20 protein-coding genes and 1 tRNA gene are annotated in these 17,358 nt (G+C 59.4%); 20 read left to right on the top strand and 1 reads right to left on the bottom strand.

The annotated features are described in order from the left end of the window. The first annotated feature begins 243 nt into the window (after positions 1-243). A complete protein-coding gene (locus PSH78_RS20745) occupies positions 244-669 on the top strand; it encodes an HIT domain-containing protein (RefSeq protein WP_305496411.1) in 426 nt (141 codons plus the stop codon). Between the two features lie 3 nt (positions 670-672). Then, positions 673-879, top strand: a complete 207-nt coding sequence (locus tag PSH78_RS20740) for a SlyX family protein (protein ID WP_217861372.1) — start codon at positions 673-675, stop codon at positions 877-879. A 70-nt stretch (positions 880-949) separates the two neighbouring features. On the opposite strand, the gene PSH78_RS20735 is transcribed toward PSH78_RS20740, so the two are convergent. Further along, positions 950-1,555, bottom strand: a complete 606-nt coding sequence (locus PSH78_RS20735) for a cold-shock protein (protein WP_305496409.1) — start codon at positions 1,553-1,555, stop codon at positions 950-952. 396 nt (positions 1,556-1,951) lie between these two features. Here PSH78_RS20735 and PSH78_RS20730 point away from each other — a divergent pair, with 396 nt between their 5' ends. The 18 genes from PSH78_RS20730 (at position 1,952) to PSH78_RS20645 (ending at position 15,677) form a co-directional block, all read left to right on the top strand. Next, the gene (locus tag PSH78_RS20730; protein ID WP_305496408.1) at positions 1,952-2,425 is read left to right on the top strand and encodes a Dps family protein; all 474 of its coding nucleotides are present in this window, start codon (positions 1,952-1,954) and stop codon (positions 2,423-2,425) included. A 204-nt stretch (positions 2,426-2,629) separates the two neighbouring features. After that, entirely contained in the window at positions 2,630-2,971 is a 342-nt protein-coding gene (locus tag PSH78_RS20725) for a ribbon-helix-helix domain-containing protein (RefSeq protein WP_305496407.1), read from the top strand. A gap of 118 nt (positions 2,972-3,089) precedes the next feature. After that, a complete protein-coding gene (locus tag PSH78_RS20720; RefSeq protein WP_003178589.1) occupies positions 3,090-3,311 on the top strand; it encodes an FmdB family zinc ribbon protein in 222 nt (73 codons plus the stop codon). Between the two features lie 75 nt (positions 3,312-3,386). Beyond that, the gene (aspS, locus tag PSH78_RS20715) at positions 3,387-5,162 is read left to right on the top strand and encodes an aspartate--tRNA ligase (protein WP_305496406.1); all 1,776 of its coding nucleotides are present in this window, start codon (positions 3,387-3,389) and stop codon (positions 5,160-5,162) included. A 116-nt stretch (positions 5,163-5,278) separates the two neighbouring features. Beyond that, complete coding sequence (locus PSH78_RS20710) at positions 5,279-6,025, top strand: YebC/PmpR family DNA-binding transcriptional regulator (protein WP_305496404.1); 747 nt, start codon at positions 5,279-5,281, stop codon at positions 6,023-6,025. Between the two features lie 190 nt (positions 6,026-6,215). Then, entirely contained in the window at positions 6,216-6,740 is a 525-nt protein-coding gene (gene ruvC, locus PSH78_RS20705) for a crossover junction endodeoxyribonuclease RuvC (protein ID WP_305496403.1), read from the top strand. A gap of 114 nt (positions 6,741-6,854) precedes the next feature. Continuing rightward, positions 6,855-7,463, top strand: coding sequence for a Holliday junction branch migration protein RuvA (gene ruvA, locus PSH78_RS20700; protein ID WP_305496402.1), 609 nt, complete (start codon positions 6,855-6,857; stop codon positions 7,461-7,463). Further along, positions 7,464-8,525 carry a Holliday junction branch migration DNA helicase RuvB gene (gene ruvB, locus PSH78_RS20695; protein ID WP_003178599.1) on the top strand — a complete coding sequence of 354 codons (1,062 nt, stop codon included), beginning with the start codon at positions 7,464-7,466 and terminating at the stop codon, positions 8,523-8,525. Between the two features lie 128 nt (positions 8,526-8,653). Continuing rightward, a complete protein-coding gene (gene ybgC, locus PSH78_RS20690) occupies positions 8,654-9,121 on the top strand; it encodes a tol-pal system-associated acyl-CoA thioesterase (protein WP_030140799.1) in 468 nt (155 codons plus the stop codon). Further along, positions 9,111-9,806, top strand: coding sequence for a protein TolQ (gene tolQ / locus PSH78_RS20685; RefSeq protein WP_305496399.1), 696 nt, complete (start codon positions 9,111-9,113; stop codon positions 9,804-9,806). Before ybgC ends, tolQ begins: the two co-directional genes overlap by 11 nt. Positions 9,807-9,829: 23 nt before the next feature. Then, entirely contained in the window at positions 9,830-10,282 is a 453-nt protein-coding gene (gene tolR / locus PSH78_RS20680) for a protein TolR (RefSeq protein WP_162254906.1), read from the top strand. Then, a complete protein-coding gene (gene tolA / locus PSH78_RS20675; protein WP_305496397.1) occupies positions 10,282-11,343 on the top strand; it encodes a cell envelope integrity protein TolA in 1,062 nt (353 codons plus the stop codon). The genes tolR and tolA overlap by 1 nt, the downstream gene beginning before the upstream one ends. Further along, positions 11,340-12,641, top strand: a complete 1,302-nt coding sequence (gene tolB / locus PSH78_RS20670; RefSeq protein ID WP_370870988.1) for a Tol-Pal system beta propeller repeat protein TolB — start codon at positions 11,340-11,342, stop codon at positions 12,639-12,641. The genes tolA and tolB overlap by 4 nt, the downstream gene beginning before the upstream one ends. 52 nt (positions 12,642-12,693) lie before the next feature. After that, on the top strand, positions 12,694-13,191 hold the full coding sequence (gene pal, locus PSH78_RS20665; protein ID WP_003178634.1) for a peptidoglycan-associated lipoprotein Pal: 498 nt from the start codon (positions 12,694-12,696) through the stop codon (positions 13,189-13,191). A 6-nt stretch (positions 13,192-13,197) separates the two neighbouring features. Continuing rightward, entirely contained in the window at positions 13,198-14,031 is an 834-nt protein-coding gene (ybgF, locus tag PSH78_RS20660) for a tol-pal system protein YbgF (protein ID WP_305496394.1), read from the top strand. Between the two features lie 166 nt (positions 14,032-14,197). Beyond that, positions 14,198-14,845: a 7-carboxy-7-deazaguanine synthase QueE gene (gene queE / locus PSH78_RS20655; RefSeq protein ID WP_305496393.1), complete on the top strand. Its 648-nt coding sequence runs from the start codon at positions 14,198-14,200 to the stop codon at positions 14,843-14,845. Between the two features lies 1 nt (position 14,846). Further along, positions 14,847-15,539, top strand: coding sequence for a 7-cyano-7-deazaguanine synthase QueC (gene queC, locus PSH78_RS20650; protein ID WP_305496390.1), 693 nt, complete (start codon positions 14,847-14,849; stop codon positions 15,537-15,539). Between the two features lie 62 nt (positions 15,540-15,601). Further along, positions 15,602-15,677: transfer RNA gene (locus tag PSH78_RS20645), tRNA-Lys, on the top strand. The last annotated feature ends 1,681 nt before the right edge of the window (positions 15,678-17,358 follow it).

Here is a 17,358-nt window from a genome sequence, read left to right as displayed (position 1 = left end):
CAGAGCGTAGACGCATTGTGCTGTTTTGGTGCAAAAAATCTTTCAGCTGTACGAAAACCGCACAGGGCTGGTGTCTGCCCAGCTCGAGGTGCGCCGTTAAAGTACCGGTGCGCGGTATTGGTGCGCAAAGACGGTGCGCAGTGAACGTTCCGGCATTCACAGGTATGCTGGCCTCCTGTGCTCGGGCGGGCCTGCGGGCTGCCAGCTCGATCGCAATCGATTAATGAGCGAGGAGTACGCGCGGTGTTTGCCCTAGATCCACGACTGCAACAAGACACATTGCCTATCGGCGATTTCCCGCTGTGCCGTTTGCTGTTGTCCAATGATTCCAATTACCCGTGGTTCATCCTCGTGCCGCGCCGGGAAAATATCAGTGAATTGTTTCAATTGGATGACGCCGATCAACAACAGTTGTGGAAAGAAACCACGGCACTGGCTGAAACCCTCAAGGACTCGTTCGATGCCGACAAATTGAATGTTGCAACCTTGGGTAACGTTGTCAGTCAATTGCACATGCATGTGATCGTGCGCAAGCGAGAGGATGCCGCATGGCCTGCGCCGGTGTGGGGCAAACTTCCGGCACAGCCTTATGCTGCCGAGCAGGTGAGCGTCATTCGTGAACGCTTGCGAGCGGTCCTGACCGATGATTTCAAGTTCCTGGAGGGCTGAACCATGAACCTTGAAGAGCGTGTAACCGACCTTGAAAGCCGCCTGGCGTTTCAGGACGACACCATCCAGGCGTTGAACGACGTGCTGGTGGAGCAGCAGCGAGTCGTCGAGCGTCTGCAGCTGCAGATGGCGGCGTTGCTCAAGCGCCAGGAGGAAATGGCCGGCCAGTTCGAGTCCTTTGAGGAAGAAGCGCCGCCACCGCATTACTGACCGGGGCCGAACGGCAGGCAATAAAAAACCGCGAGCAGCCTGGCTGCATCGCGGTTTTTTTACGCCTGGATCAGCGGCGCGGCAGCGCGGCGATCACATCTTCGGCCTGCAGGCCTTTGTCACGGTGCATGACGGAAAACTCCACGCGCTGGCCTTCGACCAGGACGCGATGGCCTTCGCCACGAATGGCCCGGAAATGCACAAAAATGTCATCGCCGGAGTCGCGGGAGATGAAACCGAACCCCTTCGAGGTGTTGAACCACTTCACGGTACCGGTATCACGGTTGGACATGTCGTAGTTCTGCGGTGCGGCGGTCGGCGACGACTTCTTGTAGAAGCTGACGGCCAGGTGCAGCAACACAGCGAGCAACGCGGCGGCCAGGCTGGAAAGAATGGCGGGTTGGCCGCCGATTTCCGGCATGGGCGCCAGCAGGGTCAGGGTTTGCAAGGCGACGGCCAGCACCAGCAGGGCGCTGACAAGGTTTTGCAGTTGATGACGTGGACCTTTGTTCCAGTAAGGGATGACGGGTGCCAGGGTCAGGTTGAGCAGGCCGAAAAAGGCCAGGTACAACGCGTCGGGATGTTGCAGGTAAGGTGTGGCTTCGGAACCCAGGCTAGGGATGAAGGACAGCAGCAGGGCAGCTGCGCCCATTAGCAAGTGGACGATTTTCAACATTTTGATTGGCTCACGGTTAAGACAGATCACAAGGAAGAGCTGGTCGGGGGCGGTTCGCTTCAGAACAATGAGAGGCGTAGGAACACGTACCCGAATCAGCCTATGCACGACGCCGGAAAAATAGGCGTAGCGACACACTGCCTATTTAACAGCAAAGCCCCGGCCTTCTCAAACTCGTTACGGGCCCGTGACACGCTGTTCGTCGGCCGAAAAGCGCCGGCGGGGCGCTTGGAGAGGGTCGGCAAAGGAGCTTGAATTTTCCGCTGCGCCGGAACCCTCCGCCATCCCGGCTTGTCGGTTCAGGAGGGCTGGCGATTAGTCGCAGGCTACAGATGGCGACACCCGCTAGAGTGCAATGGCCGCTGTCGAATTCATCACCGTCAGGAGATCAAACACATGGCAATTGATATCGGTATCAGCGAAGAAGATCGCAAGTCCATCGTCGACGGGCTTTCGCGCCTGTTGTCGGACACCTACGTGCTTTACCTCAAGACCCACAATTTCCATTGGAACGTCACCGGGCCGATGTTCCGGACCCTGCACTTGATGTTCGAGGAGCAGTACAACGAGCTGGCGCTGGCGGTGGACCTGATCGCCGAGCGAATCCGTGCCCTGGGCTTTCCGGCGCCGGGTGCCTACTCAGTGTATGCGCGCCTGTCTTCCATCAAGGAGGAGGAGGGCGTGCCTGGCGCCGAGGACATGATCCGGCAACTGGTCGAAGGCCAGGAAGCGGTGACACGTACCGCCCGTGGAATCTTTCCTTTATTGGACAAGGTCAGCGACGAGCCGACCGCCGACCTGCTGACCCAGCGCATGCAGGTTCATGAAAAAACCGCCTGGATGCTGCGTTCGCTGCTGGACGAGCGGTAAGCCTGAATCGGGCGATGGTGCCGTCATCGGTATCATCGCCTGCGGTCCGGTGTAGGACGGAGTCATTCGTCGTCGGGCTACTGTTGTCATCTCCTACGCTGATGGGCAAAAAGTCATCTGGAGCTTGCGCTCGAGTTGAGCTTCCATAGAGCCACAGGCCGGTTGGCCTGACTGAGGCTCGTATGGCAAAGGAGTGTCAACGGTATGATTCAAGGAAATACACCCAGGGGCGGTGCAGGCGGGCGCCTCAAGTCCGTCAGCATCGACCCGTTCGTCAGGGGGTTCGATATGCAACTGGCCCGGCCCCTGGCCCGCTCCATCCGGCTTAACGGGTTCGCCACCTGTCTGCGCCTGGAGCAAGTCTATTGGGATATTCTCGGCGATATGGCCCAGCTCAATAGTTGCTCCGTCAGTACCTTGCTCTCCCATGTGGATCGGGAGGTGCAGTTGCGTCACGGCGGCGTGCGCAATTTCAGCGGGCTGGTGCGTGTTGTCTGCGTGGTGCACAGCCTGAAGGATATGGGCACCGATCATCGCGAGGCCTAGCCCTCTCACTGCCTGTGCGGTCTTACGGCTGCACAGGCCGCATTTAATGGATATAATCCCGCTCTTTGCCGCAAAGCCCGGGTTTTGCGTGAATAACCTGATTGCCGAGACAACCCCCATGCCGATGTACGACTATCAATGTGCTTCCTGTGGTCATCAGATGGAAGCCATTCAAAAAATCAGCGCGGCACCGCTGGTCGATTGCCCTGCCTGCCAGGCGCCGGAGCTGAAAAAGATGCTGTCCATGCCAGGTTTCCGCCTCGGCGGCACCGGCTGGTATGAAACCGACTTCAAGACCGGTGCCAAGAAGAACCTGGCCGGTGGCGACAAGGCTGACTGAGTTGAACACGCGCGAGTTCTTGCACGGGCAGGGCCTCCAACCGAATTTCGAATTACGAGAAGTGAAACCACTACCATGATGCGCAGCCATTATTGCGGCCAACTGAACGAAAGCCTGGAAGGTCAGGAAGTTACTCTTTGCGGATGGGTTCATCGTCGCCGTGACCATGGCGGGGTGATTTTCCTCGATATCCGTGATCGTGAAGGCCTGGCCCAGGTAGTGTTCGACCCCGACCGCGCGGAAACCTTCGCCACCGCCGACCGCGTGCGCAGTGAATACGTGGTCAAGATCACCGGTAAGGTGCGCCTGCGTCCGGCCGGCGCCGGCAACGCCAACATGGCGTCCGGCATGATCGAAGTGCTCGGCTACGAGCTGGAAGTGCTGAACGAAGCGGAAACCCCGCCGTTCCCGCTCAACGAATATTCCGACGTAGGCGAGGAAACCCGCCTGCGCTATCGTTTCATCGACCTGCGTCGCCCGGAAATGGCCGAGAAGCTGCGCCTGCGTTCGCGCATGACCACCAGCATCCGTCGCTACCTGGACGAGAACGGCTTCCTCGACGTCGAGACGCCGATCCTGACCCGCGCCACGCCGGAAGGCGCCCGCGACTACCTGGTGCCGAGCCGTACCCACCCCGGCAGCTTCTTCGCCTTGCCGCAATCGCCACAGCTGTTCAAGCAGTTGCTGATGGTGGCCGGGTTCGACCGCTACTACCAGATCGCCAAGTGCTTCCGCGATGAAGACCTGCGTGCCGACCGGCAGCCTGAATTCACCCAGATCGACATCGAGACCAGCTTCCTCGACGAAAAAGACATCATGGGCCTGACCGAGGGCATGATCCGCAACCTGTTCCGGGAAGTGCTGGGTCTTGAGTTCGGCGAATTCCCGCACATGACCTTCGAAGAGGCCATGCGTCGCTACGGTTCCGACAAGCCTGACCTGCGCAACCCGCTGGAACTGGTGGACGTCGCGGACCAGCTCAAGGAAGTCGAATTCAAGGTCTTCAGTGGTCCGGCCAACGATCCGAAATGCCGTATCGCCGCCCTGCGCGTTCCAGGCGGCGCCAGTATGCCGCGCAAGCAGATCGACGATTACACCAAGTTCGTTGGCATCTACGGTGCCAAGGGCCTGGCGTACATCAAGGTCAACGAGCGCGCCGCCGGTATCGACGGCCTGCAGTCGCCGATCGTCAAGAACATCCCGGAAGCCAACCTCAACGTGATCCTCGATCGCGTGGGCGCGGTCGATGGCGACATCGTGTTCTTTGGCGCCGACAAGGCCAAGATCGTCAGCGAAGCCCTGGGCGCGCTGCGCATCAAGCTGGGTCACGACCTGAAACTGCTGACTTGCGAGTGGGCGCCGATGTGGGTCGTCGACTTCCCGATGTTCGAGGAAAACGACGACGGCAGCTTCTCTGCCTTGCACCACCCGTTCACCGCGCCGAAGTGCTCGCCTGAAGAGTTGGAGGCCAACCCGGCCGGCGCACTGTCCCGCGCCTACGACATGGTCCTCAACGGCACCGAGCTGGGCGGCGGTTCGATCCGTATCCATCGCAAGGAAATGCAACAGGCAGTGTTCCGTCTGCTGGGTATCAGTGAAGCCGAGCAGGAAGAGAAATTCGGCTTCCTGCTGGACGCTCTGAAGTACGGTGCGCCGCCCCACGGTGGCCTGGCCTTCGGCCTGGATCGCCTGGTGATGCTGATGACCGGCGCCCAGTCGATCCGCGAAGTGATCGCATTCCCGAAAACCCAGAGCGCGGCCGATGTCATGACCCAGGCTCCGGGCGTGGTGGATGCCAAGGCGCTGCGCGAGTTGCATATCCGTTTGCGTGAACAGCCAAAGGCTGAGTAAGGCCGGCACCTGAGGGCGCATCTTCGGATGCGCCTTTTCATTGGGGTCGATATTTCCGATTGCTGGCTGCCGCGCAAGCGGGGCGGGCAATGTTTCAAAGAAAACCGGAGCGAGTTATGGCAGGTCATTCCAAGTGGGCGAACATCAAGCACCGCAAAGAACGTCAGGATGCCAAGAGGGGCAAGATCTTTACCAAGTGGATCCGTGAGCTGACGGTCGCGGCCCGCCAGGGCGGTGGCGATCCGGGTTCCAATCCGCGCTTGCGCCTCGCGTTGGACAAGGCGCTGGGCGCGAACATGAGCCGCGACATCATCGACCGGGCCATTGCCCGTGGCGCGGGCGCCACCGAGGCCGATAACGTCGAAGAGCTGACCTATGAAGGCTACGGCCCGGGCGGCGTGGCGGTCATGGTCGAGTGCATGACCGACAACCGCAACCGCACCGCTGCGGCCGTGCGCCATGCGTTCAGCAAATGCGGTGGCAACCTGGGGACCGACGGTTCGGTGGCTTATCTGTTCGAGCGCAAGGGGCAGATCAGCTTCGCGCCAGGCATCGATGAAGATGCGCTGACCGAAGCGGCGCTGGAAGCCGATGCCGATGACGTGGTCAGCCACGAAGACGGTTCGTTCGACGTGTTCACCTCGTTCGCCAGCTTCTATGCCGTGCGTAATGCCCTCGAAGCTGCCGGTTTCAAGCCGGTCGACGCGGAAATCGTCATGCAGCCGACCACCAGTGCCGAGCTCGACCTGGAAGGCGCCGAGAAGGTGCTCAAGCTGATCGACATGCTTGAAGACCTGGACGATGTGCAGAACGTTTATTCCAACGCCGATATCCCGGAGTCGGTGGCTGAGCAGCTGGGCTGACAGGTGTAATGCTGCATGAGGGTTGTTTGAAATCATCGTGGCGAGGGAGCTTGCTCCCGCTGGGCTGCGCAGCAGACCTTTTTTGTGAGCGCTTCGCACTCAAGCGGGAGCAAGCTCCCTCGCCACGGATTCGCTGAAAGCCTTTGATGAGCTGTATCCTTTTGCAACCGCATTACCTTTCGCAGGCGTTATGACTTTAATCCTTGGTATCGACCCCGGTTCGCGCATCACCGGCTACGGCGTGGTTCGCGATACCGGGCGTGGCTGCGTGTACGTTGCTTCCGGCTGTATCCGCACCGGTGCGGGCGAGTTGCACGAGCGCTTGCAGATCGTTTATCGCGGCGTGCGCGAAGTCATCCAGACCTACGGCCCGGTGACCATGGGCATCGAAAAGGTCTTCATGGCCCGCAACGCCGATTCCGCCCTGAAGCTGGGGCAGGCCCGCGGCGCGGCCATTGTGGCCGGCGCCGAGGAAAACCTCGAGATCGCCGAATACACCGCGACCCAGGTCAAGCAGGCTGTGGTCGGCACCGGCGCGGCAAACAAGGAACAGGTGCAGATGATGGTGATGCACCTGTTGAAACTGGTCAGCAAGCCGCAGATCGACGCCTCCGACGCCCTGGCCATCGCCATTTGCCATGCGCATACCCGTTCCAGCCTGCTGCCTCATGGTCTGGGAAGCGCACGCAGTCGTGGCGGGCGCCTGCGTCTCTGATAGCATCAGCGCATTCATTCATGAGCCCATGCAAGTTGCGCCTGTGTCGTCGGCCTTCCTGCCTGGGCTGTTATTCGCCAGCCAGCGGCTGGCCAACGCCCAAGGATCTGAAACGTGATTGGACGCTTGCGCGGCACCCTGGCTGAAAAACAGCCGCCGCACCTGATTCTGGATGTAAACGGCCTCGGCTATGAGCTGGAAGTGCCCATGACCACCCTGTATCGCTTGCCGTCGGTCGGTGAGCCGCTGACGCTTCACACTCATCTGGTCGTGCGTGAAGATGCACAGTTACTCTATGGTTTCTTCGCCAAGCGCGAGCGGGATTTCTTTCGCGAGCTGATCCGGCTCAATGGCGTCGGCCCGAAGCTGGCCCTGGCCTTGATGTCCAGCCTGGAAGTCGATGAACTGATTCGTTGCGTGCAGTCCCAGGACACCTCGGCCCTGACCAAGGTGCCGGGGGTTGGCAAGAAAACCGCCGAGCGCCTGTTGGTCGAGCTCAAGGATCGCTTCAAGGCCTGGGAAACGGTGCCGGCGATGTTCGCCCTGGTGCCGAACCAGCCGAATGCGCCGATGCCGGCGGTCAGCGCTGAAAACGATGCGGTCACCGCGCTGATTTCCCTGGGCTACAAGCCGCAGGAAGCCAGCAAGGCGATCTCCGCGATCAAGGAAAAAGGCTTGAGTACCGAAGACATGATTCGCCGCGCCCTGAAGGGAATGATTTAAGTGATTGAAGCCGATCGTCTGATCGCCGCCACGGGCGCGCCCCGTGACCGCGAGGAAATCCAGGACCGTGCGATTCGTCCCGTCAGCCTCGCCGATTACATTGGCCAGCCAACCGTGCGCGAGCAGATGGAGCTGTTCATCCAGGCGGCACGCGGGCGCAGCGAGTCGCTGGACCACACACTTATCTTCGGCCCGCCGGGCCTGGGCAAGACCACCCTGGCCAATATCATTGCCCAGGAAATGGGCGTGTCGATCAAGAGCACGTCCGGCCCGGTCCTCGAACGGCCAGGTGACCTGGCGGCGCTGCTGACCAATCTTGAGCCGCATGATGTGCTGTTCATCGACGAAATCCACCGGCTGTCGCCGATCGTCGAGGAAGTGTTGTACCCGGCCATGGAGGATTTCCAGCTCGACATCATGATCGGCGAAGGACCGGCGGCGCGCTCCATCAAGCTGGACCTGCCGCCCTTTACCTTGGTGGGTGCCACCACCCGCGCCGGGATGCTGACCAACCCGCTGCGCGACCGGTTCGGTATCGTCCAGCGCCTGGAGTTCTACAACAACGCCGACCTGGCGACGATTGTCAGCCGCTCGGCGGGCATCCTCGGGCTGCCCCTGGACCCTGACGGCGCCTATGAGATCGCTCGTCGGGCGCGGGGGACGCCGCGGATCGCCAACCGCCTCCTGCGTCGGGTCCGCGACTTTGCCGAAGTGCGGGCCAAGGGGCACATCACCAAGCCGATCGCCGACCTGGCCTTGAACCTGCTGGACATCGACGAGCGCGGCTTCGACCATCAGGACCGGCGCCTGCTGCTGACCATGATCGAGAAATTCGACGGTGGCCCGGTGGGCGTGGACAGCCTGGCGGCCGCCATCAGCGAAGAGCGCCACACCATCGAGGACGTGCTGGAGCCGTACCTGATCCAGCAGGGCTATATCATGCGCACGCCTCGCGGACGCGTGGTGACCCGTCATGCTTATCTGCACTTCGGCTTAAACATCCCGACACGAATGGGTGAGATGCCGGTGGTAGACGAATTTCTCGATGCGGTGGACGATTGAACCCGCTCTGTATCCCGACTTTTTTCCGCTTCGTGCTGTCCCAGACCACGCCTGGAGCGTCAATGCGTTCAAGAATGAAAAAACAGTTGCCTGGCCGGATTGGCAACCCGAGGAGTAAGCACTAGAGTATGCGCGCGCAAAACGGGCTTGAGTCGTTCGCACATCGCTGTCGCGTTTATTACGAGGACACCGATGCCGGCGGCATCGTTTACTACGTCAATTACCTCAAGTTTATGGAACGGGCTCGAACCGAACGGCTGCGGGAACTGGGTTTTGCCCAATCCGCGCTGGCAGGGGAGGATCTGTTATTCGTCGTGCATTCCAGCGAAGCGCGCTATCACGCGCCGGCGCGACTGGACGACGAGCTGGTGGTGACTGCCGATGTCATCGAATTGAACCGCGTCAGCCTGCGCTTCAAGCAGCAGGTCAGGCGGGCTGCGGATAATGTGCTGCTCTGCGAAGGGCAGTTTTTGGTGGCCTGTGTGCGCACCCATAGTTTGAAACCCCGGGCCATTCCCGAAGCTCTACGCGCGGCCTTTGCCGGCGTGAGCGGCGCGGGTACACACTCAGAGCAGGAGATAAAGCGTGGAAGCTAACGTCGTCGACCATTCCTCCATGTGGAGCCTGGTCAGCAATGCCAGCGTCGTGGTGCAACTGGTAATGCTGATCCTGGTAGCCGCATCGGTGACCTCATGGATCATGATTTTTCAGCGCAGCAACATGCTGCGTGCCGGTCGCCGTGCCCTGGAGAGCTTCGAAGAGCGCTTCTGGTCCGGCATTGACCTGTCCAAGCTCTATCGCCAGGCCGGCAGCAACCCGGACCCGGATTCCGGCGTCGAGCAGATCTTCCGTGCCGGCTTCAAGGAATTCTCCCGTCTGCGCCAGCAGCCGGGCGTCGACCCTGAAGCGGTGATGGAAGGTGTGGCCCGCGCTATGCGCGTCGCCATATCCCGCGAGGAAGAAAAACTCGAACAGGGCCTGCCGTACCTGGCTACCGTCGGTTCGGTCAGTCCGTACATCGGCCTGTTCGGTACCGTGTGGGGGATCATGAACTCGTTCCGTGGCCTGGCTTCCGCCCAGCAGGCGACGCTGGCCACCGTCGCCCCGGGTATCGCCGAGGCGCTGATCGCCACGGCCATCGGCCTGTTCGCGGCGATTCCGGCCGTGATCGCCTACAACCGCTTCGCGGCTCGCAGCGAAACGCTGACCAGCCGTTACTACACCTTCGCCGATGAATTCCAGGCGATCCTGCACCGCAAAGTGCACACCAGCGAAGAATAAGCAGGTATTTCCCGATGGCTTTAATCGCTCGAGCCCGAAACAAGCGCAAGCCGGTTGCCGAGATGAACGTGGTGCCCTACATCGACGTGATGCTGGTGCTGCTGGTCATCTTCATGGTGACCGCGCCGATGCTCAATCAGGGCGTGAAGGTCGATCTGCCCAAGGTTTCCAGCGAAGCCTTGCCGCAGGACAACAACACCCAGGTCCTGACCATTTCGATCAAGGCCGACAAGACCTATTACTGGAACCTTGGCAGCGAAGTCGACACCGAGAAGCAGCAGGACCGGGCCATGACCCTGCCGCAGATGACCGATGCGGTGACCAAGATCATCAATGCCGGCAACAGCAACGGCAAGCGCACCCAGGTCTTCATTCGCGGCGACAAGACCGTCGACTACGGTGCGGTGATGGGCGCCATGGGCGGCCTGCAGAAAGCCGGGGTCGGTAATGTTGGCTTGATCACCGAGGCGCCCTGATGCAGCAACAGCGAGAGCCGTCCGCCTCGGAAAGCTACTTCTGGCCTAGTGTCCTGGCAATCGGCCTGCATGTGCTGGTGTTCGGCATGCTGTTCGTCAGTTTTGCCATGACGCCGGAGCTGCCGCCGGCCAAGCCGATCGTGCAGGCGACCCTGTACCAGCTCAAATCGAAAAGCCAGGCCACCACGCAGACCAACCAGAAGCTGGCCGGCGAGGCGAAGAAGTCTGCCGCGCGCCAGACCGAAGTCGAGCAGATGGAGCAGAAGAAGGTCGAGCAGGAAGCGGTGAGAGCAGCGGAACAAAAGAAAGAGGAAGCTGCTCAAAAGGCCGAAGAAGCCAAGAAGGCCGATGAGGCGAAAAAAGCGGACGAGGCCAAAAAGGCCGACGAGGCGAAGAAAACCGCCGAAGCGAAAAAGGCAGAAGAGAAACAATTGGCTGATATAGCCAAGAAGAAAGCCGAAGAAGAAGCCAAGAAAGCCGCTGAAGAAGAGGCCAAGAAAGCGGCCGCTGAAGAAGCGAAGAAAAAGATTGTCGAGGACGCGAAGAAAAAAGCGGCCGAAGACGCCAAGAAGAAAGCTGAAGCTGAAGAGGCGAAAAAGAAAGTCGCCGAAGACGCGAAGAAGAAAGCCGCCGCCGACGCCGCCAAGAAGAAGGCCCAGGACGCAGCGCGTAAATCCGCCGAAGAGAAAAAGGCCCAGGCCCTGGCAGATTTGCTTTCCGACACGCCTGAGCGTCAGCAGGCCTTGGCCGACGAGCAGGGCGATGAAGTCGCCGGCAGCTTCGACGATCTGATTCGCGCCCGGGCGGCGGAAGGCTGGGCTCGTCCTCCTTCGGCGCGCAAAGGCATGACGGTAGTATTGCAAATCGGCATGTTGCCCGACGGTACGGTTACCTCGGTCAGCGTGGCCAAGTCCAGTGGCGATGGTCCGTTCGACGCTTCGGCGGTCGCGGCGGTCAAGAACATTGGGCGATTGACGGAAATGCAAGGAATGAAGCCGAGCGATTTTGCTCCCTATCGTTCGTTCAAGATGACATTCACACCTGAGGATCTAGCCTTGTGAGAAACCTTCTTCGATCAATGCTTGTCGTTATCTGCTGCCTGGCAGGGATAGCGGTAGCAGAGGAAAAGAACATCCTGGTCACCAGCGGCAGCGACCGTGCGACCCCGATCGCCGTCGTTCCGTTCGGTTGGCAGGGCGGCAGCGTCCTGCCGGACGACATGGCGGAAATCATCGGCAACGACTTGCGCAACTCGGGCTACTACGCGCCGATTCCCAAGCAGAACATGATCAGCCTGCCGACCCAGGCCAGCGAAGTCATCTACCGCGACTGGAAGGCACTTGGCGCCCAGTACATCATGGTCGGCAGCATCGTTCCGGCCGGTGGTCGCCTGCAGGTGCAGTACGCCCTGTTCAACGTCGCCACCGAGCAGCAAGTGCTGACCGGCAGCGTGTCGGGCAGCGTTGACCAGTTGCGTGACATGTCCCACTACATCGCCGACCAGTCGTTCGAGAAACTTACCGGCATCAAGGGCGCGTTCTCGACCCGCATGCTCTACGTGACGGCCGAACGCTTCTCCGAGAAAAATACCCGCTACACCCTGCAGCGCTCCGACTATGACGGCGCCCGCGCGGTGACCCTGCTGCAATCGCGCGAGCCGATCCTGTCGCCGCGTTTCGCCCCCGATGGCAAGCGCATCGCCTATGTGTCGTTCGAACAGAAGCGCCCGCGCATCTTCGTCCAACACATCGACACCGGTCGTCGCGAGCAGATCACCAACTTCGAGGGCCTGAACGGCGCGCCTGCCTGGTCGCCCGACGGTACGCGGCTGGCGTTCGTGCTGTCCAAGGACGGTAATCCGGACATCTACGTGATGAACCTGGCTTCACGCTCGATCTCGCGCGTGACCAACGGCCCGGGCATCAACACCGAACCGTTCTGGGGCAAGGATGGCTCGACCATCTACTTCACCTCGGACCGTGGCGGCAAGCCGCAGATCTACAAGACCAGCGCCGGTGGCGGTGGTGCCGAGCGCGTGACGTTCGTCGGTAACTACAACGCCAACCCTAAACTGTCGGCGGACGAAAAGACTCTGGTGATGATCCATCGCCAGGACGGTTTCACCAATTTCAAGGTGGCGGCCCAGGATTTGCAGCGCGGTAGCGTAAAAATCCTCACTGATAGCACTCTGGACGAGTCACCTACTGTTGCGCCCAACGGCACCATGGTAATCTACGCCACCCGCCAGCAGGGCCGGGGAGTCTTGATGCTCGTGTCCATTAATGGACGCGTGAGGCTCCCGCTTCCTACCGCTCAAGGCGAAGTCAGAGAACCGTCCTGGTCCCCTTACCTGAACTGACGCGGCGCAATACGTTTTACTTAACACACTGGGGTTCATTAGGAGTTTCACGATGGAAATGCTGAAGTTTGGTAAATTTGCTGCGCTGGCTCTGGCCATGGCTGTAGCTGTAGGTTGCTCGTCCAAAGGCGGCGACAACGCCGGTGAAGGCGCTGTTGATCCAAACGCTGGTTACGGCGCTAACACTGGTGCAGTTGATGGCTCCCTGAGCGAAGAAGCTGCTCTGCGCGCAATCACCACCTTCTACTTCGAATACGACAGCTCGGACCTGAAGCCAGAAGCCATGCGCGCTCTGGACGTTCACGCCAAAGACCTGAAAGCAAACGGCGCTCGCGTTGTTCTGGAAGGCAACACCGACGAACGTGGTACTCGTGAGTACAACATGGCACTGGGCGAGCGTCGTGCGAAAGCCGTTCAGCGCTACCTGGTACTGCAAGGTGTTTCCCCAGCTCAGCTGGAACTGGTTTCCTACGGCGAAGAGCGTCCAGTTGCTACCGGCAACGACGAGCAGTCCTGGGCTCAAAACCGTCGCGTCGAACTGCGTAAGTAATTCGTCATGCGAACGTGCCGTCGTGCTGTAACTGTTCTGGCTCTCAGCCTCGCGCCGCTTGCGGCGTGGGCTGCGGTTCCTGTGGTCGATAATGATGCCGGCTATAACAATAGCGGGAGCAGTTATCCGCCTGCAGGTTACGGTACGAACGGCGCCTATGCCGGGGGAGGGGTTTCGGCCCCTGTCTCGGCACAGGGCGAGCTGTTCAACCAACTGCAGCAAATGCAGGATCAACTGTCACGCCAGCAAGGCGCGATAGAAGTTCTGCAAAACGAAGTGTCGCGCATGAAGCAGGAAAACCTGGAGCGATACCAGGATCTTGATCGGCGCATAGGAACCGGCGTTGCACCTGCCGCGACTCCTGAGAATTCTCCAGCCGGTGGCGACTTGAACGCCCCCGGTGCAGCCGCAGGGGCCGGGGCGAGTGCCCCAGCAGCACCTGCCGCCGGTGGCGAGCCGGCTGACCCGGCGAAGGAAAAGCTCTATTACGATGCGGCCTTCGACCTGATCAAAGCCAAGGATTTCGACAAGGCCAGCCAGGCCTTCAGCGCTTTCCTGCGTAAATACCCCAACAGCCAGTATTCGGGTAATGCCCAATACTGGCTGGGCGAAGTGAACCTGGCCAAGGGCGACCTGCAAGGCGCCGGCCAGGCGTTCGCCAAGGTCTCGCAGCTGTATCCCAAGCATGCCAAGGTACCGGATTCGCTGTACAAGCTCGCTGATGTCGAGCGCCGCCTCGGTCATACCGACAAGGTAAAAGGCATTCTGCAGCAGGTGGTAGCCCAATATCCAGGTACCTCCGCCGCTCAGTTGGCCCAGCGCGATCTGCAACGCATGTAAGGCTGTCTGACCCGTTTTGAAGAAACCCGCGCCTGGCGCGGGTTTTTTCGTTAGAATTCACGCCCTTTTTCTGAAACACGCTTCCTGGGATCTACGCGTTGGCGGGGTTGCTTGAAGTGCCTGACGGAGGCGGACAGCCTGTTTAGCTGTTACGCCCGTGGCGACTATGCAAGACACATTGAGAATTACCGAAGTTTTTTACTCGTTGCAGGGTGAAACGCGCACGGCCGGGTTGCCCACTGTTTTTGTGCGCCTCACCGGTTGCCCGCTGCGTTGCCAATACTGCGACAGCGCTTACGCCTTCAGCGGCGGTACCTTGCGCACCCTCGACGACCTCGTCGAACAAGTGGCAGGTTTTCGTCCGCGCTATGTTTGCGTCACTGGCGGTGAGCCATTGGCACAACCCAATGCCATCCCTTTGCTCAAGCGACTGTGCGATGCCGGCTATGAGGTCTCGCTGGAGACCAGCGGCGCCTTGGATATCTCGGCTGTCGATCCGCGCGTCAGTCGTGTCGTGGACCTGAAGACCCCTGGCTCGAAGGAGGCGCATCGTAACCGCTACGAGAACATGGCGCTGTTGACGTCCAACGACCAGGTCAAGTTTGTTATCTGTTCGCGGGAAGATTACGACTGGGCGGTGTCCAAGCTGATCCAGTACGGGCTCGATCAGCGCGCCGGCGAGGTATTGTTTTCGCCGAGTCACCACGACCTGAACGCCCGGGACCTGGCCGATTGGGTGGTAGCGGACAATTTGCCGGTGCGCCTGCAATTGCAGCTGCATAAATATCTTTGGAACGACGAGCCGGGGCGCTGACATGACTGAACAATCAACCACTTCTGAAAAACGTGCCGTCATCCTGCTGTCCGGTGGCCTGGACTCGGCGACCGTCGTGGCGATGGCCCGTGCCGAAGGTTATCGCTGCTACACCATGAGCTTCGATTACGGTCAGCGTCACCGTGCCGAACTGCATGCTGCCGAGCGAGTGGCACGAGACCTGGGTGTAATCGAACACAAGGTGATCGGCCTGAACCTCAACGGCATCGGCGGTTCGGCATTGACCGACAGTTCCATCGACGTGCCCGAAGCGCCGAGCGAGGGGATTCCGGTGACCTACGTGCCGGCGCGCAATACCGTGTTCCTGTCCCTGGCGTTGGGCTGGGCCGAAGTACTGGGGGCGCGTGATATCTTCATTGGTGTCAATGCCGTGGATTATTCCGGTTATCCGGATTGCCGCCCGGAGTTCGTCGAAGCCTTCGAGCGTATGGCCAACCTGGCGACCAAGGCCGGTGTAGAAGGGCAAGGCTTCCGTATCCAGGCGCCGCTGCAAAACCTCAGCAAGGCTGACATCGTCAAGGCGGGGGTGAAGCTGGGTGTGGACTACGGCCTTACCGTCTCGTGCTATCAGGCCGACGATCAAGGCCGCGCTTGTGGCAAGTGCGACAGCTGCCGTCTGCGTGCTGAAGGCTTTGCGGCCGCCGGTGTGAGCGATCCAACCCCTTATTTTTGATTTATTTCAAATAAGTGTTGAATAGTCCTTAGAAATCAGTATTATACGCGCCACCACACAGAGGGTCGTTAGCTCAGTTGGTAGAGCAGTTGGCTTTTAACCAATTGGTCGTAGGTTCGAATCCCACACGACCCACCATTTTTTGTAGTTTTAAAAGTCTGGAAGGCCCACGAAAGTGAGGATTTCCGGATTTTTTTTTGCCTGGAATAAAGTATCTCCTCGCGCAGAAGCGAGGAGTCAGGTGCTGCGGCTGGACGGTCGCGGAGCGGGCGCATGCCTGCTCTGCGACGAGTAGCGTTAGCGATACGCTCATGACCTGACCTGACCTGACCTGGCGCTTTCTTTTCGCCCCAGGCAGAGCGATGAATGCCTGGAACCAGCACTTCCCAACCTAGCCAGCGTCCTGCGTGGATTTGCCATGAGGGCACCCGACAGGACCATTCAGTCGGTGCTTTCCTGGCGAATGCCGGCAACAGAGGTTTTCGTACGACTTTGCTGTTGAGGGTGCTGATACAAAACTTCGAGTAGTTTTTCAGCTCCTTGAGTTCAAGCGCCAGCATGTCTTTCGGGCACAGCAGCAGTACATCCCCAAAGGAATACAACTGGAACGCCTCGACTTCTATTTTTTTTGCGACCTGGCGTGTTTTCCACAGGGTGGCGCTCAGGTCCTGCAGCTCCATGTCTTCTGGCAACGCATATCGTTCTGCCGTTTTTTGGCGGACTGACAAGCCTTCTGCCGCAATATAGGTTATGTGGCTCAGACTGCCTGGCGAAAGCATTGTGAAGGCACAGAAGGCGACGATCATTGCCACCAGGCCATTGAAGGTACGCCTGTAGATGTCGCCCTTGGAACAATAAAAGATGATGACTGGCAGCAGGGTGAAGATAAGTGTCAGCCAGGACAGGCCCGCCACGTAGGGGACGGTGTCCGGTGTTTCCCTCTCCATATACGAACGTATCGTCAACAGGATTGGAAAAGCGGCGAAGATCACGGTGACAAATATGGAGATCGAAAGAAGAGTGACCAGCCAGAACTCTTTGCGAGCCCATATCCACGACATTAGCCCTCGCAATCGTCCTGTTACCCATAGCCATTTTGGCGTCGCCTTGTTTTTCAGCGCCTGCCACGAATCAGCAAGCCATTTTGGCAACCAGGTCTTCGCAAAGCCGGCTGTTTTCTGCGGCTTCTGCTTTTTTTGCTTTATCTGCTGATGGTGCGCCAGGCGTTTCAGGCGGGCTCGATCCAACCTGGCTTGGACAAGGATGCTTTTCCTGATGACTTTTTTGAACGGCGTGAATGCGTACATGAGAACGCACGCAACGAAGACGATCCCGAATAACCCCGTGAATGTCGCCCATGCGTTTAATGTGGGCAGGAAGAAAGTGCTCAGGATGAATGCGCTAAATCCTACGACGGTGGGGACTGCCAGATAAAAAACGATCTTCGGCTGGTTATCCTTCAGGTTTGAAAACAGCGAAACCGAGCAGCCGAACATCCAGGTTGTTGCTCCGAGGATGAACAGGTACGAAAGCATCAGCAGTAAAACCAGTACGACCCAGACCAACAGTGCGGACTTCACATCAATGGACGGCATGAATAGATCGATTCGTCCAATCGTGCGGGTATAGAGATACAGTGTGATGAACCCTAGCCCTGTTGCGAGCAGGCCTAAGGTGACTGTGATCTGGGTCCAATAGGAAAGAATGCGTCTGACGGTGTGCTTGAGTACTTCAGCGAAGGTTCTGTCAGGTCTGACGGACAAGGCGTAGCTCCCTTACAAGGTAAAATTCCTGGCAGGTATAGTAGCGCCAGGAAGCG

The sequence above is a fragment of the Pseudomonas sp. FP198 genome (genome assembly GCF_030687895.1).
In the GTDB taxonomy this organism is placed as follows: Bacteria; Pseudomonadota; Gammaproteobacteria; order Pseudomonadales; family Pseudomonadaceae; genus Aquipseudomonas.
This window is presented reverse-complemented; position numbering and strand designations above follow the sequence as displayed.

What these genes read in the sequence shown, in the direction of transcription:
- PSH78_RS20740 (WP_217861372.1), top strand. Translation starts at nt 673, where the DNA reads ATGAACCTTGAAGAGCGTGTAACCGACCTTGAAAGCCGCCTGGCGTTT.
- PSH78_RS20735 (WP_305496409.1), bottom strand. Translation starts at nt 1,555, where the DNA reads ATGTTGAAAATCGTCCACTTGCTAATGGGCGCAGCTGCCCTGCTGCTG.
- PSH78_RS20730 (WP_305496408.1), top strand. Translation starts at nt 1,952, where the DNA reads ATGGCAATTGATATCGGTATCAGCGAAGAAGATCGCAAGTCCATCGTC.
- PSH78_RS20725 (WP_305496407.1), top strand. Translation starts at nt 2,630, where the DNA reads ATGATTCAAGGAAATACACCCAGGGGCGGTGCAGGCGGGCGCCTCAAG.
- PSH78_RS20720 (WP_003178589.1), top strand. Translation starts at nt 3,090, where the DNA reads ATGCCGATGTACGACTATCAATGTGCTTCCTGTGGTCATCAGATGGAA.
- aspS (WP_305496406.1), top strand. Translation starts at nt 3,387, where the DNA reads ATGATGCGCAGCCATTATTGCGGCCAACTGAACGAAAGCCTGGAAGGT.
- PSH78_RS20710 (WP_305496404.1), top strand. Translation starts at nt 5,279, where the DNA reads ATGGCAGGTCATTCCAAGTGGGCGAACATCAAGCACCGCAAAGAACGT.
- ruvC (WP_305496403.1), top strand. Translation starts at nt 6,216, where the DNA reads ATGACTTTAATCCTTGGTATCGACCCCGGTTCGCGCATCACCGGCTAC.
- ybgC (WP_030140799.1), top strand. Translation starts at nt 8,654, where the DNA reads ATGCGCGCGCAAAACGGGCTTGAGTCGTTCGCACATCGCTGTCGCGTT.
- tolA (WP_305496397.1), top strand. Translation starts at nt 10,282, where the DNA reads ATGCAGCAACAGCGAGAGCCGTCCGCCTCGGAAAGCTACTTCTGGCCT.
- pal (WP_003178634.1), top strand. Translation starts at nt 12,694, where the DNA reads ATGGAAATGCTGAAGTTTGGTAAATTTGCTGCGCTGGCTCTGGCCATG.
- ybgF (WP_305496394.1), top strand. Translation starts at nt 13,198, where the DNA reads ATGCGAACGTGCCGTCGTGCTGTAACTGTTCTGGCTCTCAGCCTCGCG.
- queE (WP_305496393.1), top strand. Translation starts at nt 14,198, where the DNA reads ATGCAAGACACATTGAGAATTACCGAAGTTTTTTACTCGTTGCAGGGT.
- queC (WP_305496390.1), top strand. Translation starts at nt 14,847, where the DNA reads ATGACTGAACAATCAACCACTTCTGAAAAACGTGCCGTCATCCTGCTG.